The 13118-nt window shown below is 71.7% G+C and carries 15 protein-coding genes and 1 tRNA gene; 7 read left to right on the top strand and 9 right to left on the bottom strand.

Features of this window, described 5'->3' with window-relative positions:
* Positions 1–76: 76 nt before the first annotated feature.
* Both ACQPZA_RS30560 and ACQPZA_RS30555 read left to right on the top strand, forming a co-directional pair.
* Positions 77–643, top strand: coding sequence for a dihydrofolate reductase family protein (locus ACQPZA_RS30560; RefSeq protein WP_433275555.1), 567 nt, complete (start codon positions 77–79; stop codon positions 641–643).
* Positions 644–693: 50 nt separating this feature from the next.
* Positions 694–1149, top strand: coding sequence for a nitroreductase family deazaflavin-dependent oxidoreductase (locus tag ACQPZA_RS30555; protein WP_433275554.1), 456 nt, complete (start codon positions 694–696; stop codon positions 1147–1149).
* A 16-nt stretch (positions 1150–1165) separates the two neighbouring features.
* Here the strand turns inward: ACQPZA_RS30555 and ACQPZA_RS30550 are convergent, their stop codons facing one another.
* Positions 1166–1594, bottom strand: coding sequence for a pyridoxamine 5'-phosphate oxidase family protein (locus ACQPZA_RS30550; RefSeq protein ID WP_433275553.1), 429 nt, complete (start codon positions 1592–1594; stop codon positions 1166–1168).
* A gap of 31 nt (positions 1595–1625) precedes the next feature.
* Positions 1626–2462 (bottom strand): NAD(P)H-binding protein, encoded by an 837-nt coding sequence (locus ACQPZA_RS30545; protein ID WP_433275552.1) that lies wholly within the window; start codon positions 2460–2462, stop codon positions 1626–1628.
* Between the two features lie 81 nt (positions 2463–2543).
* Between ACQPZA_RS30545 and ACQPZA_RS30540 the strand changes: the two genes are divergently transcribed.
* Together ACQPZA_RS30540 and ACQPZA_RS30535 are read left to right on the top strand one after the other, a co-directional pair.
* Positions 2544–3494 carry a cupin domain-containing protein gene (locus tag ACQPZA_RS30540; RefSeq protein ID WP_433275551.1) on the top strand — a complete coding sequence of 317 codons (951 nt, stop codon included), beginning with the start codon at positions 2544–2546 and terminating at the stop codon, positions 3492–3494.
* A gap of 97 nt (positions 3495–3591) precedes the next feature.
* A complete protein-coding gene (locus ACQPZA_RS30535; RefSeq protein WP_433275550.1) occupies positions 3592–4797 on the top strand; it encodes an FAD-dependent monooxygenase in 1206 nt (401 codons plus the stop codon).
* 336 nt (positions 4798–5133) lie between these two features.
* On the opposite strand, the gene ACQPZA_RS30530 is transcribed toward ACQPZA_RS30535, so the two are convergent.
* The 3 genes from ACQPZA_RS30530 to ACQPZA_RS30520 form a co-directional block, all read right to left on the bottom strand.
* Entirely contained in the window at positions 5134–5424 is a 291-nt protein-coding gene (locus ACQPZA_RS30530) for a hypothetical protein (protein WP_433275549.1), read from the bottom strand.
* Between the two features lie 240 nt (positions 5425–5664).
* Positions 5665–5877, bottom strand: a complete 213-nt coding sequence (locus tag ACQPZA_RS30525; RefSeq protein ID WP_433275548.1) for a DUF4236 domain-containing protein — start codon at positions 5875–5877, stop codon at positions 5665–5667.
* 156 nt (positions 5878–6033) lie between these two features.
* Positions 6034–7035, bottom strand: a complete 1002-nt coding sequence (locus ACQPZA_RS30520; RefSeq protein ID WP_433275547.1) for a hypothetical protein — start codon at positions 7033–7035, stop codon at positions 6034–6036.
* A gap of 109 nt (positions 7036–7144) precedes the next feature.
* On the opposite strand from ACQPZA_RS30520, the gene ACQPZA_RS30515 reads away from it, so the two are divergent.
* Together ACQPZA_RS30515 and ACQPZA_RS30510 are read left to right on the top strand one after the other, a co-directional pair.
* Positions 7145–8401: a sensor histidine kinase gene (locus ACQPZA_RS30515; RefSeq protein ID WP_433275546.1), complete on the top strand. Its 1257-nt coding sequence runs from the start codon at positions 7145–7147 to the stop codon at positions 8399–8401.
* The gene (locus ACQPZA_RS30510) at positions 8398–9090 is read left to right on the top strand and encodes a response regulator (RefSeq protein WP_433275545.1); all 693 of its coding nucleotides are present in this window, start codon (positions 8398–8400) and stop codon (positions 9088–9090) included. Before ACQPZA_RS30515 ends, ACQPZA_RS30510 begins: the two co-directional genes overlap by 4 nt.
* 59 nt (positions 9091–9149) lie before the next feature.
* On the opposite strand, the gene ACQPZA_RS30505 is transcribed toward ACQPZA_RS30510, so the two are convergent.
* Positions 9150–10199: a homocysteine S-methyltransferase family protein gene (locus ACQPZA_RS30505; protein ID WP_433275544.1), complete on the bottom strand. Its 1050-nt coding sequence runs from the start codon at positions 10197–10199 to the stop codon at positions 9150–9152.
* 267 nt (positions 10200–10466) lie between these two features.
* Between ACQPZA_RS30505 and ACQPZA_RS30500 the strand changes: the two genes are divergently transcribed.
* Positions 10467–11234 carry a class I SAM-dependent DNA methyltransferase gene (locus tag ACQPZA_RS30500; RefSeq protein ID WP_433275543.1) on the top strand — a complete coding sequence of 256 codons (768 nt, stop codon included), beginning with the start codon at positions 10467–10469 and terminating at the stop codon, positions 11232–11234.
* A gap of 179 nt (positions 11235–11413) precedes the next feature.
* Here ACQPZA_RS30500 and ACQPZA_RS30495 read toward each other — a convergent pair.
* The 3 genes from ACQPZA_RS30495 to ACQPZA_RS30485 form a co-directional block, all read right to left on the bottom strand.
* Positions 11414–11488 (bottom strand) — tRNA-Arg (locus ACQPZA_RS30495).
* 36 nt (positions 11489–11524) lie between these two features.
* Positions 11525–12280, bottom strand: coding sequence for a DUF305 domain-containing protein (locus ACQPZA_RS30490; RefSeq protein WP_433283057.1), 756 nt, complete (start codon positions 12278–12280; stop codon positions 11525–11527).
* On the bottom strand, positions 12280–13062 hold the full coding sequence (locus ACQPZA_RS30485; protein WP_433275542.1) for a DUF3105 domain-containing protein: 783 nt from the start codon (positions 13060–13062) through the stop codon (positions 12280–12282). Before ACQPZA_RS30485 ends, ACQPZA_RS30490 begins: the two co-directional genes overlap by 1 nt.
* Between the last annotated feature and the right edge of the window lie 56 nt (positions 13063–13118).

The raw sequence follows: 13118 nt of genomic DNA, 5'->3' as shown, positions 1-13118 counted from the left end.
TGTCGAGACCCACGTGGCGACTCCGTCCCAGTGGCGGATGCGGCCGGCGTGGCCGCACGTACCGGAAGGGCAGCCAATGCGGAAGCTCGTCGTCCAGCAGTGGGTCACCGTCGACAACATCGCCGCGGAGGAGGACGGCGGGCTCACCTTCGTGTCCGGGGAGCCCTTCTCCGAGAAGACCAACCCCGCGTTCAAGGCGAACCTGATGGGGTTCATCGACTCGGTCGACACGATGGTTCTCGGCGCCACCACCTACGCCCAGACCAAGGACTACTGGCCGTACGCCGAGGAGCAGGGCGAGTACGGCCAGAAGCTCAACAACCTCACCAAGATCGTCGCCTCGTCGAAGCTCGACGAGGCACCCTGGGGTGACTTTCCCGCCGCGACCGTGACGCGCGACCCGGTCGCCACCGTCCGGGCGCTCAAGGGGCAGAGCGGCAAGGACATCTGGCTGTGGGGGAGCTTGACGCTCATGCACTCCCTGCTGGACGCCGGCGTCGTCGACGAGGTCCGGATGCTGGTCTGCCCGGTGTCACGCGGCACGGGAACGCGCGTCTTCGTGGACGGGCACGACCTGTTGCTGGTGGAGGCCACCGCGTTCGACAACGGCGTGGCACTTCTGCGCTACGAGATCACGAAGTAGTGGACGTACGGCTCCGTCGCACCATCGCCCCTACCGGAAGGACAGCCGCCATGGCCATCGCCGAGGACCTCGACCGCGCCACCGACTCGCAGTGGGACTGGGTCGCCGAACACACCCGCACGTACCTCGCCTCGGGCGGCGCCGAAGGCCACGAGAACAACGGCGTGCGGACCCTCGTGCTCGCCACGACCGGACGCCGGACCGGGACGCCTCGCCGCACCTGCCTGATCTACGGCACCTCGGGCGACGCCTACGTCGTCGTCGCCTCCAAGGGCGGCGCCGACGAGGACCCGGCATGGTTCATGAACCTCCAGGCGGACCCCGGCGTCGGGGTGCAGGTCGGCACTCGCCGGTTCACCGGACGCGCCCGCGTCGCGTCCTCGGCCGAGCGCGCGGCCCTGTGGGCGCAGATGGTGGAGATCTTCCCGCTCTACGACGACTACGCGCGGAAGACCGACCGCGAGATCCCGATCGTCCTGCTCACCCCGCTGGACGGACCCCACTAGCGCACGGCCGCGAAGATCAATACCTGTAGCGACTCACGGTCTCCGGGTGGATGACGAGGCGGACCTGGTCCGCGGCCAAGATCTCGGCGAGGTCGTCGGCCCGGGCCGGGTTGCCGGGGCCCCAGTAGCGGGCGGCGAGGCGGGCGGCCAGGTCGTGCGCTCCGTCGGGTTCCACCGTGGTGGGGCCGGCGACCGACACCCAGCGCTCGCGTTCACCCACCGGCGCGGCGACGACGATCGAGGCGCGGGGGTCGCGGCGCAGGCGTCGGACCTTCAGCGAGTCCGGGGCGGTAAACAGCTGGACCGTGCCCTCGGCAGTGGCTTCGAACCACACGGGCCGAGGCTGTGGCGGGTGCGGCCCCCCGGCCACGGACAGGAACCCGTGCAGGGGGCGTCGGAGGAACTCGAGGTCCTGGGCGGTCAGTGAACTGGCGTCGGTGCTCATCGCGGTCCTTCCGGAGGTGAGGGGGACCGGGTCATCGCCGCCAGGCCCCCGCCGCTGCGGTCCGCACGACGTAGTCCTCGAAGGTCCGGGGCGCCCGTCCCAGCACGGTGGCGAGGTCGTCCGTCGTCGCGGCGATCAGCCCGCGTTCCATCAGCACGAACATCTCGGCGACGTGGTGGGCGTCGTCCTCGCCCACGCCGTCCTCGACCAGCGTCGCGGTGTACTCGGCGGGGGAGATCTGCTTGTAGGTGATGGGCTGCCCGGACGCCCGGGAGATCAGGTCGACGGCCTCGGCGAAGGTGATCCCACGCGGTCCGGTCAGCTCGTAGATCCGTCCGGCGTGGCGGCCGGGCTCGGTCACCACCGTGGCCGCGGCGTCGGCGACGTCCTCGATGTCGATGAACGGCTCGGGGACCGCACCGGCCGGGAGCGCCAGCTCGCCGGTGAGAAGCGGGGTGTGGAAGACGTCCTCGTCGAAGTTCTGGTCGAAGTTCGACGACCGCAGGACGGTCCACTCCAGCGCCGAGCCGCGTACGGCGTCCTCCGCCGAGCGCATGTCCAGCCCGAACGGGGAGTCGCCCCAGGTGTCGGCGCCGCGCCCGGAGAGCAGGACGAGGCGCTGCACGCCGGCGACCTCGGCCCGGGCCACGAACTCGTGCACCGGACCGGGCACGCGCGGGGCCACGACGTAGACGGCGGTGACGCCCTGCAGGGCCGCGTCCCAGCCGCCGGGATCGGACCAGTCGAACCGGACCCGGCTGGACCGGGAGGCAGCACGCACGGGTGTGCCGTGCAGCCGCAACCGGGCGAGGATCCGCCGGCCGGTCTTCCCGGTGGCGCCGAGGACGAGGGTGGTGCCGTTGGTCATGACATCGAGTGAACGGGGCGGGCTCGGACGAATCCATAGGTGAGGAGCCGGATCGCCTGTGTATTCGTCTAATCTCGCGCAGTGGCCGTGTTCGATGACCTGATCCGGGGAGTGCGGGCCCAGGGTTCGCTGTTCGGCAGCTCGACCCTGACCCCGCCCTGGGCGCTGCACTTCGTGGACGGCCCGCCGCTGACCTTGTGCACCGTCCTCGGCGGGTCGGGCTGGATCGTGCCGGAGCACTGCCCGCCCGAACCGCTGCGCGCCTACGAGACGGTCGTCGTGCGGGGCCCCGGGACGTTCACGTTCGTCGACGAGGTCGGGACCCGGGCCGAGCCGGTCGCGTGCGGTGAGCACTGTGCGACGCCCGAGCAGGGTGGCACCCGGCACCGGCTCGGCTGGAACGACTGCGGCGACGACGGCGACGGCGCGACGACCCTGATCGTCGGTGCCTATCCGGTGCGCGGCGAGATCAGCCGGCGGCTGCTGGACGCGCTACCCGTCGTGCTGCGCGTGGACCCGGGGGACACGGGCGACCCGGTGCTGGACCACCTCGCCGCCGAGGTGGCCACCGACACCCCGGGCCAGCAGGTGGTGCTGGACCGGCTGCTGGACTGGCTGCTGGTCTGCACGCTGCGCACGTGGTTCGACCGGCCCGGCGGCGAGCCCCCCGCGTGGTGGGCCGCCCAGCGGGACCCGGTGGTCGGCGAGGCGCTGCGCCTGCTCCACGCCGACCCGGCGGCGCCGTGGACGGTCTCCGCGCTGGCCGACCGCACCGGGGTGTCGCGCTCGACGCTGGCCAAGCGGTTCGCCGACCTGGTCGGCGAACCGCCGCTGACGTACCTCACCCACTGGCGCATGACACTTGCGGCGGACCTGCTGGCCGAGCAGGAGGCGACCACGGTCGCGGAGGTTGCCCGCGCCGTGGGTTACTCCGACCCGTTCGGGTTCAGCGCGGCGTTCAAGCGGGTCCGAGGCGTCAACCCGAGCGGGTTCCGGTCGACCAGCGCCCGGCGGATGACTGCGCAGCGATGAGTTCCTCACCGCGCCCCGGTCTCACTGCCGGGAGCGGGTGGGCCGAGGACGGGTCCGACTCCACATCTCGACACGAATCGGACGAGCAGGGGGCGTTGTGAGCGGTATCAGGGTGTTGGTGGCGGGGGCGAGCATCGCGGGGCCCGCTCTGGCCCACTGGCTGTGCCGGCGGGGGGCCGAGGTGACCGTGGTGGAGCGGGCCCCGGAGCTGCGTCCCGGTGGGCAGGCGGTGGACGCGCGCGGGGTGACCAAGGAGGTCATCCGGCGGATGGGACTGGACGCGCCGGTGCGCGCTGCCCGCACCGAGACCGCGGGCGCGAACACCGTGGACGTGGACGGGAACGTGCTGGAGACCTTCCGCGCGGACGACGACGGCGGCGACGGGTACATCTCGGAGATCGAGATCCTGCGCGGCGACCTGTCCCAGGTGCTCTACGACGACACCCGGGACGGCGTCGAGTACGTCTTCGGCGACCGGATCGCCGAGCTCACGCAGGACGCGGACGGGGTCGACGTGGCTTTCGCGGGCGGCGACCGGCGGCGCTTCGACCTGGTGGTCGGCGCGGACGGGCTGCACTCGGCGCTGCGAGCGATGGTGTTCGGCCCGCGCGAGCGGTTCGTCCGCCACCTCGGGCTCGTGCTCGCCTTCTACAGCGTGCCCAACGAGTTCGGGCTGGATCGCTGGGTGATCGATTTCCAGGAGGCGGAGTCCGGGCGTTCCGCCGGCCTGCGGCCCATCCAGGACGCCACCCGGGCGATGGCCATGTTCTCCTTCCCCTCGGCCGACTTCGACGTCGACCACCGCGACGTCGCGGCCCAGAAGGACCTGTTGCGCGAGCGGATGGCCGGCCTGGGCTGGTTGACCCCCCGCATCCTCGCCCACCTGGACGACACCCCGGACTTCTACCTCGACCAGGTCGCCCAGGTGGTGATGGACCGCTGGTCGAGCGGGCGGGTGGGGCTGCTCGGGGACGCGGCGTTCAGCTCGTCGCCGATGTCCGGACAGGGCACCGGGCTGGCCCTGGTCGGCGCGTATCTGCTGGCCGGAGAGCTGGCCGCGGCCGGGTGGGACCCGGAGGCCGGGTTCGCCGGCTACGAGGGGCGGATGCGCTCGTTCGTCGAGGCCAACCAGGAGATCGGCCGGCTGCACGTGCGCAGCCGTGACGTCCCGGGGCCGGACGCGGAGCCGAGCGCGGAGCCCGAATGGGACCTCGAGCTGATCGAGCGCGCGATCAACGGCGTCGAACTGCCCGACTACGCCGGGGTCCCGGACTCATCGCACCTAGGAGCCACAGTGCTGTAGCAGAGGCCGTTCTGACAGCACTACGGCTCCGAAGTGCCGGAGCTCTGCCTGCAGCAGCCGGTCCACCTGGACGCCCCGGCCGCCCGGACGATCCCCCGCACCTACATCCACAACACGGTGGCGCCAGCTGAGCGAGCTGCTGTTCAAGATCGCCTCATGATGCAACTGCCCGCCGGCCGCTCCGGATCTGCAGCCGGACGGGCAGCGCTCAGGGGCCGGTCGGTCAGGGGTAGGAGACGACCGTGCGCGGTGTGGTGTTACCCGCGGGGTTCGGCACCGACCCCCCGGTGTCGTTGACCACGTTGGCGATCGTGCCGACGTCGCCGAGGGAGACCGTCAGCAGGCTGTGCAGCCGGACCGGATCGGCACCTCGAAGCCGCGGTCCACCCGCACGCTCGGGTTCGCGTTGAAGAAGCTGTACACGCCACCACCCCAGAGCTCGTGGTCGGTGACCTCGTCGGCCACCTTGTAGGCGGCGTAGCCGTTGCCCCGCGGGCCGATCCAGGAAGCCTGGTCCGGCACGTCGTACGGCTTCTCGTTCTGGAAGAAGACGGTGCGCCCGCGCTCGCCGTTCCAGATCACCTCGTAGCGTTGGTAGTGCTCCACGAAGAGGCCGGTGGCCAGCATGTCGTTGCCGTTGACCAGCAGACCGGTGTCGCCGAGACCGTCGACGGCGTCACCCCGACCTCGGTGGCGATCGTCTGGAGCGTGGCGTGGTCGCGACGGCCGGCCATGCGTTTCCCTCCGCCTCAGGCTCTCCGCGCGGCGGGTCCCGCCCGGCGCCACCGGCTGCCCCGATCCGCTGCGGCTACGCACCCGCGGTCAGGTCACCGTCGACGTACGGTGTTCGGCCGAACCGGGACGTGGCTAGAGGCGCGGGTCTCGTCCCCGGCTCTGCCAGTAGCCGGGACCGGGGGTGTCGACCGTGTGGCGGCGGCTTCTGGCGTTCCATGACCAGCGGCCCACACCGAGTCCCCAGCTGGCGCCTTCGGGACCGACGTGCAGCCGCAGCGGGCCGGCAGTGAAGGTCCTGCGCAGGTGGTGGCGGGGATGGAAGCGGGGGAGCAGTCTGAACCCCATCGGAGTCCTCCTTGTCCGGGTGGCGAGCTTACGTCTGGTATCACCGGTTCCCGGACCGGCAGCCCGTCAACCGGCCTAACGCCGGCGGGGTCGCAGTCAGCCGGTCGCGAGCCGCGATTATCGAAGTCGGTGAGCGCCGGCGGCGGGGCGCTCCGCTCATCCCAGGTTCTGGAACCCGCTCAGCACGGCGAGCAGGTACTGGGCCGCCAGCAGCGCCAGCGATGCGAGGCCGCCCCACCACACCCTGCGGGAGACGGGCTCGGCGCGCCGCGCCAGGCTGATCCCCAGTGGGACGAGCGCAGCGGCCAGCAGCACCGCGCCGCTCAGGGAGTTGAGGTCGCTGCCCTTCAGCACCCCGCTGTAGTGGGTGATCATGAACGCCACGCCGAGCGCGGGCACCCAGCCGAGCACGCCTGCCCGGTACGCGCCGATCGCGAGCACCGCCCACGCGATGTTGTCGCTGCCGTTAAGGGTCTGCAGGACGTACCAGGCTCCGTAGGTGTCGCTCACCGCCGCCGTCGCGGCCTCCAGCCCCTGCGCCCCGACGAGCTGCAGACCCAGGAAGCTGATGCCTTCCTGGAAGATGCGCACGGTGTTGCCGACCATCGCGATGGTTGCTCCCCAGAAGGCCCAACCGGGTCGCTCCTGGGCGATCAGTCCGGTCAGGGCGAGGAACGCAGGGATCATCTGCACGAGGCCCGCGGTGTAGAGGGCGTACGAGGTCAGGATGGTTCCTGGCGCGCTGACCATCCCGGCGAGCTGCGCGGGATAGAAGTAGTGGTGCCCCGAGCGGACGGCCTCACCGGCCAGCAGCAGCAGCGGTCCCGTGATGAGCGCGCCCGCGCCGAGGCGGGTCCCCGGCCAACTGGTGAGGGGGCGCGGCGCGCGCACCGCCATGGCCGAGCCCCTGCCGCCCAGTAGCAGCCGGCCGGCGACGAGTCCCGCGAACAGCGCGCCGACCGCCGAGGTGATGGCCGAGAGCTCGGAGCCACTCCAGCGCGTTCCGCCGATCCCGAGCAGTTCGGCGAGCGCGAACCCGCCCACCCCGCCGACGGTCACGGCCCCGAGGAGGACCGCAGCCGCTCGCAGGTCGGCACGCGGGTCGGATTCGGTGTGGGTCGGCCGGGTGCCGGGCTCCCCCGATGTGGTCATGGTCATGGACGGAAGATCGCAGCGCGGGACCGCGCTCCGCGTCCGACTCGGGTCGGACACGGCTGTCTGACCCGGGTAGGACGCGATCGTTCCGCGCCGCGCCTAGCGTGCTCGTGTGCGCCACTTCGTCGCCCTGGGCCCGCGTCCGGACGCCCGACGGCGCCGTGCGGTATTCGTGGACGCCGCATCAGCTGCGGCACTGGCGTGCCTGGCGGCGTACACGCCGCTCGACCCGCCCGGACCCCCCTATCCCGGTCCGGCGTGGGCCGCCCTTCTGGTCGGGGCAGCCGCCGGGTCGCCGCTGCTGCTCCGGCGTCGCCGGAGCGTTCCGGTGCTGGTCTGGGTCGTGCTGGTCGCCGTCTCGGCGACCGTGCTCGGCGTCGTCGGCGCGGGAGCGGTGTGGGCGACCTACGCCCCGGTCGCCGTCGCCATGTACACCGTGGCGAACCTGTCCAGCCGGACCATCGTCGCCGCGGCGGTGCTGGTGGCCGGCCTCGGCGCGGCAGCCGCGGCCATCCCGGCGTTCTACTGGATCCACCGGCCGGCGGACCGCGGCACGGCCGGCAGCGAGGTGCCGCTGTGGTGGCAGGTCGAGCTCGGGATCGTCGTCGTCCTGCTCAGCGCGGCCTGGGCCGCGGGCCGGGTGGTGCGGTCGCGGCGCGTGGCCGAGGCCGAGTTCGCCCGTCGCTCGGCCCGGGAGGCGGTGGCCGACGAGCGGCTCCGGATCGCCCGCGAGCTGCACGACGTCCTCGGGCACAGCATGAGCCTCATCACGATCAAGGCCACCGTGGCCGGCCGCCTGGCCGACGAAGACCCCGAGCACGCGAAGGCCGCGCTGAGCGCCATCGAGCAGACCAGCCGGGCCGCGATGACCGAGATCCGCCAGTTGCTCGGGGTGCTGCGGCCCGCCTCCGACGAGGTGGACCGGCCCTCCACCGCCGATGGCGCCGGTGACGCCGAACGGGGCCCGCTGCCCGGCAGCGCGGACCTGCCCGTTCTTATCGACCGGTTCCGCGCCACGGACCTCGAGATCGACCTCGAGCTGAGCGGGACCGGCACGCTCCCGCCCGGCGTCGACCTGGCAGTGTTCCGCGTCGTGCAGGAAGCCCTCACCAACGTCGTCAAGCACGCCGCCGCCAGGCACTGCCGGGTCGTCGTGCGGAGGACAACCGAGTCGGTGCGCATCGAGGTCGTCGACGACGGTCCGGTACGCAGGGCCCTGCGCCGTCGCCCGGGCGGTGGGCACGGTCTGATCGGGATGCGGGAACGGATCGCCGCGTACGGCGGCACGCTGACCGTCGGTCCACTCACGGACGGCGGGTTCCAGGTCGTCGCCGACATACCCCGTGTCGTGCCGGACGCCGCCCCGTGACGGCCTCGGCCCCGACGCCGACGGCGGGAACCCGCGTGCTGCTCGCCGACGACCACGCGCTCATCCGGGAGAGCTTCCGCGCGCTGCTCGAGGCCGAGCCCGGTTTCCGGCCGGTCGGTGAAGCCGGGACCGGCTCCGAGGCCGTGCGGCTGGCCCGTCACCACCAGCCTGACGTCGTGCTGATGGACGTCCGGATGCCGGAGATGGACGGGATCGAGGCCACCCGACGCATCTGCACCACACCCGAGACGGCGTCGGTCCGCGTCCTCATCCTCACCACCTTCGACCTCGACGAGTACGTCTACGCCGCGCTCCGGGCCGGGGCCAGCGGGTTCCTGGTCAAGGACTCCACCGCGGCCGAGCTCATCACCGCGATCCGGGTGGTCGCCGCAGGCGAGGCACTGCTGGCGCCGCGCGTCACGCGCCGACTCATCGCCGCGTTCGCCCGTCAGGGAGGCCCGGCTGCCGCCGCGGACACGGCCCTCCCGGGCATCACCGATCGCGAGCGGGAGGTGCTCACGCTGATCGCGCGTGGCCTGTCCAACACCGAGATCGCCCAGGACCTGTACGTCACGCTGGGCACCGTGAAGACCCACATCGGCCGCCTGCTGTTCAAGCTGGACGCGCGGGACCGCGCTCAGCTGGTCATCACGGCCTACGAGACGGGTCTGGTCACCCCCGGCAGCTAGCGACGTCGGTGGGGGATACCGGCGGCGAGCAGCCGCGGTGCCCCGAGATGGTCCTGCGCTCAGGCCTTCTCGCCGAGGGCCACGATGTGGTCGGGCAGGCGCTCGTTGTCGCCGTACAGGAAGTGGTTCTCCATCCTCTCCGAGTACCGGCTGGCCTCGGTGGTGCGCCCGACGGCCTCGGCGACCTGGCGGATGAGCATCGGCGACGCGCCGCAGCACACGCCGAGGTAGTTGATCCCGATCCCGGCGGCCTCGCGGGCGAAGGCGCCGATCTCGTAGCGGTTCGCGTACAGCGGGTCCAGTGCGGTCGGGAACGTGCGCCCGTGCGGGGAGGGCACGCTCGCGCCGGGGTCGCCGAGGTTGAAGAACGTCGGTTCGGCATCTGTCGTGCGGTAGGGGACCGGGAGTGCGCCGACGTGGCAGGACACCGCGGCGCGGATCTCGCGCAGCCACGGCAGCATGGTCCGCGGTCCGCGGAAGCAGTTCATGCCGACCACGTCGGCACCGCCCTGCTCCAGCCGTTGGCAGGTCTCGACGATGCCCACGCCGTCTGCCATCTCGTTCTGCGCCATCGGGGCGATGGTGAGCACCACGGGCAGCCCGCTGGACTTGGCTGTCTCGAGGGCGGCGAGCGCTTCACCGGCGTAGTAGAAGGTCTCCCCGATGATGAGGTCGGCGCCGCCCTCGACGGCCCAGCCCACCATCTCCCGGAACATGCCCCGTACCTCGTCCTGGCGCTGCGGGTCGGCGGGGTCCCAGATGTTGGTGTTGGAGATGTTGCCGGCCATCAGGTCGCCCGGGTGGGCGTCGGCCACCTCGCGGGCGATCCGCAGTGCCGCCCGGTTGAGGGGTTCGAGCAGGTCCTCCTTGCCGATGACCCGCATCTTCTCGCGGTGACCGTTGTAGGTGAACGCCTCGACGATGTCGGAGCCGGCGCGCTGGTAGTCCACGTGAAGCGCGCGGAGCGCTTCGGGGTGCTCCAGGGCGACCTCGGGGACGAACTCGCCGGCGCTGAGGTAGCCCCGCCGTTCGAGCTCGAAGAGGAAGCCCTCGGCGCAGATCAGCGGACCCGCGTCCAGGCGGTCGGTCAGTGGTGCGCTGTCGTTCATCGGCGCAGCCTCCATCTCTTGGCGCAATGGCGAAGCCAAGCCCGACCCGCACCGGCTCCCCGGTCGCTGCGGCGAGTGTAGGCATCCGGTCCTCGGATCGCGGCGTCCCCGCGGCCGGTATCCGCACCGCTGACGAGGTCGTGCGGCCGCGGGACGGCCGAGCCGGGCTCAGCCGCACAGTGGGCGCAGGGGCCGTTGCGCAGGCCCGGCGAAAGCAGTGCTGTCAGGCCCGCAAACGGATTGATCGCAAGGTCGATCCGAGATCAGATGGTCGTCGTGTCCTTCAACGCGATGCCCTTCGATCCCCGGACCAGCTTCGGCCCCCGGGTGGCGGCCGTCTACGACGACGTGCTGCTGGGCGATGAAACGGCCGCTGTAGCCCGCCTCGCGGACCTCGCTGGACCTGGGCCCGCGCTGGAGTTCGCGATCGGCACCGGCCGCATCGCCCTTCCACTCGCCGCGACCGGTCTGCGTGTCGACGGCATCGAACTTGCACCGGCGATGATCGAGCGACTGAGGGCAAAACCGGGAGGGGACGCTCTGAATGTGGCATGCGGAGACATGGCTGTCGTCGAGATGCCCGACCGGTACCCGCTGGTGTACATCGTGTTCAACTCGATCATGAACTTACTCACCCAGGATGAGCAGGTTCAGTGCGTCGCCAACGCTGCGCGACACCTCACCGACGACGGAGTGTTCGTGGTCGAGAACGTCGTCCCTGACCCGATGTACAGCTTGCGACACGATCGCAACGGCGTTGATCAGTACGTCGACGCCGCCCGGATCGGACCCGAGAGTCTCTCCGTCGAGGTCGGCCGCTACGACCGCGCGACACAGCGGGTGGACAAGTGCCACGTCGGCCTGAGCGAGAACGGCGTCACGCTCGGACCGCTCGCGCTGCGCTACATCTGGCCCAGTGAGCTGGACCTCATGGCCCGCCTCGCCGGCCTCCGGCGTCGAGCCAGATGGGGCGGTTGGTCCGACGAACCGTTCGATGGCCGCAGCCTCCGCCACGTCACGGTCTACGGCCGCTGACCCGTACCACTGTTGCCACGGCGAGGCTTGTTACATGCGGGCGTGGCGCGCTGCTCGACGAATCGTCGGGCACAGATGGCCGCCAACGGCCGGTGCGGGCCGGACACCACCGGACCCAACAAGATCGGCCCCTCACCCTGTTGACGCAGGTGAAGGGCCGATTCTGCTGGTGATGCGGATGGTGCCCCCGGCAGGATTCGAACCTGCGCCACCGCCTCCGGAGGGCGGTGCTCTATCCCCTGAGCTACGGGGGCCCTTGCAACGCTGCAAACCCTAGCGCACGCCCAGAGCTAGCTCGGCAGGGGCTGCCCACCGCGTTCGGCGAGCAGTTGGCGCATGTAGCCGGCCTCGGTGGTCTGCGAGCTCAGCATCTGGGCGGCGAGGTTGCGGACCTGCGGCGTCTCGGCGTGCTGGGCGCCGTACTGCAGCATCGAGGCGCCTCCCTCGTGGTGGCGCAGCATCAGCTGCAGGAACAGCACGTCGAGCTGGGGCCCCGTGGCGGCGCGCAGGGCGGCGAGGTCGGCGGTGCTGGCCATTCCGGGCATGGTCGCGACTCCGCCGCCGGACATGGTGGCGCTCATGTGGCCGTGGCCGTCGGGGGCGGACATCCAGGCCATGTGGCCACCGACCGGGAGCGCTCCGGCGCCCCACATCTCGAGCCAGCCCTGCATGCGGCCGACCTGGGAGTTCTGGGTGGCCTCGATGTCGGAGGCGAGCTGGGCGAGCACGGGGTCGGTGGTGTGGTCGCGCTCCCAGGAGGCCATCTCGACGGCCTGCTGGTGGTGCACGGTCATGTCCTGGGAGAACCCGACGTCGACGGAGTCGGCAGCGGGCGTGGCGGGGGCGCGGGACGAGCCGGGCAGGCCGACGAGGAGCCCGCCCGCCGCACCGAGCAGGAGCAGGGCCACCGCCGCGGCGACGACGAGCAGCGGCCGCACCCAGCGCGCCTCGCCGGGTGCTGCGTCGCCGGGTGCTGGGTCGGTGTGCGTGGGTGGGCGGTCGCCGCCGCCGGCTGAGGGGGCGGTCGGCGTGCTCACCCCATCCATCATGAACCCGTGTCGGGCGTGACCGCAGACCCCGGCGTCGTCTCCGGCTGCGAGCCCGGCGAGCCGGGTGCGGGGGCCGGGACGAACGGCGGCGGGTTGTCCTGGGAGAACCCGCCCGGACCGATCTCGTTGCAGCTCGCACCCGGCTCCGGGTAGGTGTACTGGTTCAGGCGCAACGCGGCGATGAACTGGTCGACCCGCGGGTCGGCGGCGTCGGCCAGCTTGAGCTGGTGGCCCCACGACTGCAGGGCGATCGGCTGGTCGAGACCCGGGTACGGCGACATCACCGTGTAGGGCTGGTTCTCGACCTTGCTCTTCAAGGTCTCGAGCGCATCCCCCGTGACCTGGTCGGGGTTGTAGGCGATCCACACCGCCCCGTGCTCGAGCGAGTGCACGAGGTTCTCGCTGCGCACCGCCTGCGGGTAGACGACACCGTTGCACGCGGCCCAGCTGCCGTCGTGTGCGCCGCCGAAGGGCGGGCTGTGGGTGTAGGCGATGCGCACGTCCGGGGCGACGTGCTGGCCACCGGCGTACCCCTGCCTCACGACGCCCTGGATCTGCGTCGACGGATCCTGGTTCTGCGCCGTCGGCGTGAACGGCGCGAGGGCCTCCGCCTTCGCCGAGTTCTCCTGGTTGCGCAGGAACGCGTAGCCGAACACCGCGCCTGCGAACAGCACGACCGCCATGACGGCCGCGATCAGACCCCACGGAGTGGACTTCTGGCTGACGACGGCTTTGCGTGATCCGCTGCGAGCCGCCTTGCTCTTGTTGCCGCTGACCATGAACCGTCCAGACCTCGGGGCTGAGAGACAGCGTGGCCGTCACCCGAACGGCCGTT

Source organism: Pseudonocardia xinjiangensis (assembly GCF_050948425.1).
GTDB classification, from domain to species: Bacteria; Actinomycetota; Actinomycetes; order Mycobacteriales; family Pseudonocardiaceae; genus Pseudonocardia; species Pseudonocardia xinjiangensis.
This window is presented reverse-complemented; position numbering and strand designations above follow the sequence as displayed.

Excerpts from the sequence above, each read along its gene's own strand:
- ACQPZA_RS30505 (WP_433275544.1), bottom strand. The coding sequence starts at position 10,199 with ATGAACGACAGCGCACCACTGACCGACCGCCTGGACGCGGGTCCGCTG.
- ACQPZA_RS30560 (WP_433275555.1), top strand. The coding sequence starts at position 77 with ATGCGGAAGCTCGTCGTCCAGCAGTGGGTCACCGTCGACAACATCGCC.
- ACQPZA_RS30555 (WP_433275554.1), top strand. The coding sequence starts at position 694 with ATGGCCATCGCCGAGGACCTCGACCGCGCCACCGACTCGCAGTGGGAC.
- ACQPZA_RS30520 (WP_433275547.1), bottom strand. The coding sequence starts at position 7,035 with ATGACCATGACCACATCGGGGGAGCCCGGCACCCGGCCGACCCACACC.
- ACQPZA_RS30485 (WP_433275542.1), bottom strand. The coding sequence starts at position 13,062 with ATGGTCAGCGGCAACAAGAGCAAGGCGGCTCGCAGCGGATCACGCAAA.
- ACQPZA_RS30530 (WP_433275549.1), bottom strand. The coding sequence starts at position 5,424 with ATGCTGGCCACCGGCCTCTTCGTGGAGCACTACCAACGCTACGAGGTG.
- ACQPZA_RS30550 (WP_433275553.1), bottom strand. The coding sequence starts at position 1,594 with ATGAGCACCGACGCCAGTTCACTGACCGCCCAGGACCTCGAGTTCCTC.
- ACQPZA_RS30545 (WP_433275552.1), bottom strand. The coding sequence starts at position 2,462 with ATGACCAACGGCACCACCCTCGTCCTCGGCGCCACCGGGAAGACCGGC.
- ACQPZA_RS30525 (WP_433275548.1), bottom strand. The coding sequence starts at position 5,877 with ATGGGGTTCAGACTGCTCCCCCGCTTCCATCCCCGCCACCACCTGCGC.
- ACQPZA_RS30490 (WP_433283057.1), bottom strand. The coding sequence starts at position 12,280 with ATGGATGGGGTGAGCACGCCGACCGCCCCCTCAGCCGGCGGCGGCGAC.
- ACQPZA_RS30500 (WP_433275543.1), top strand. The coding sequence starts at position 10,467 with ATGGTCGTCGTGTCCTTCAACGCGATGCCCTTCGATCCCCGGACCAGC.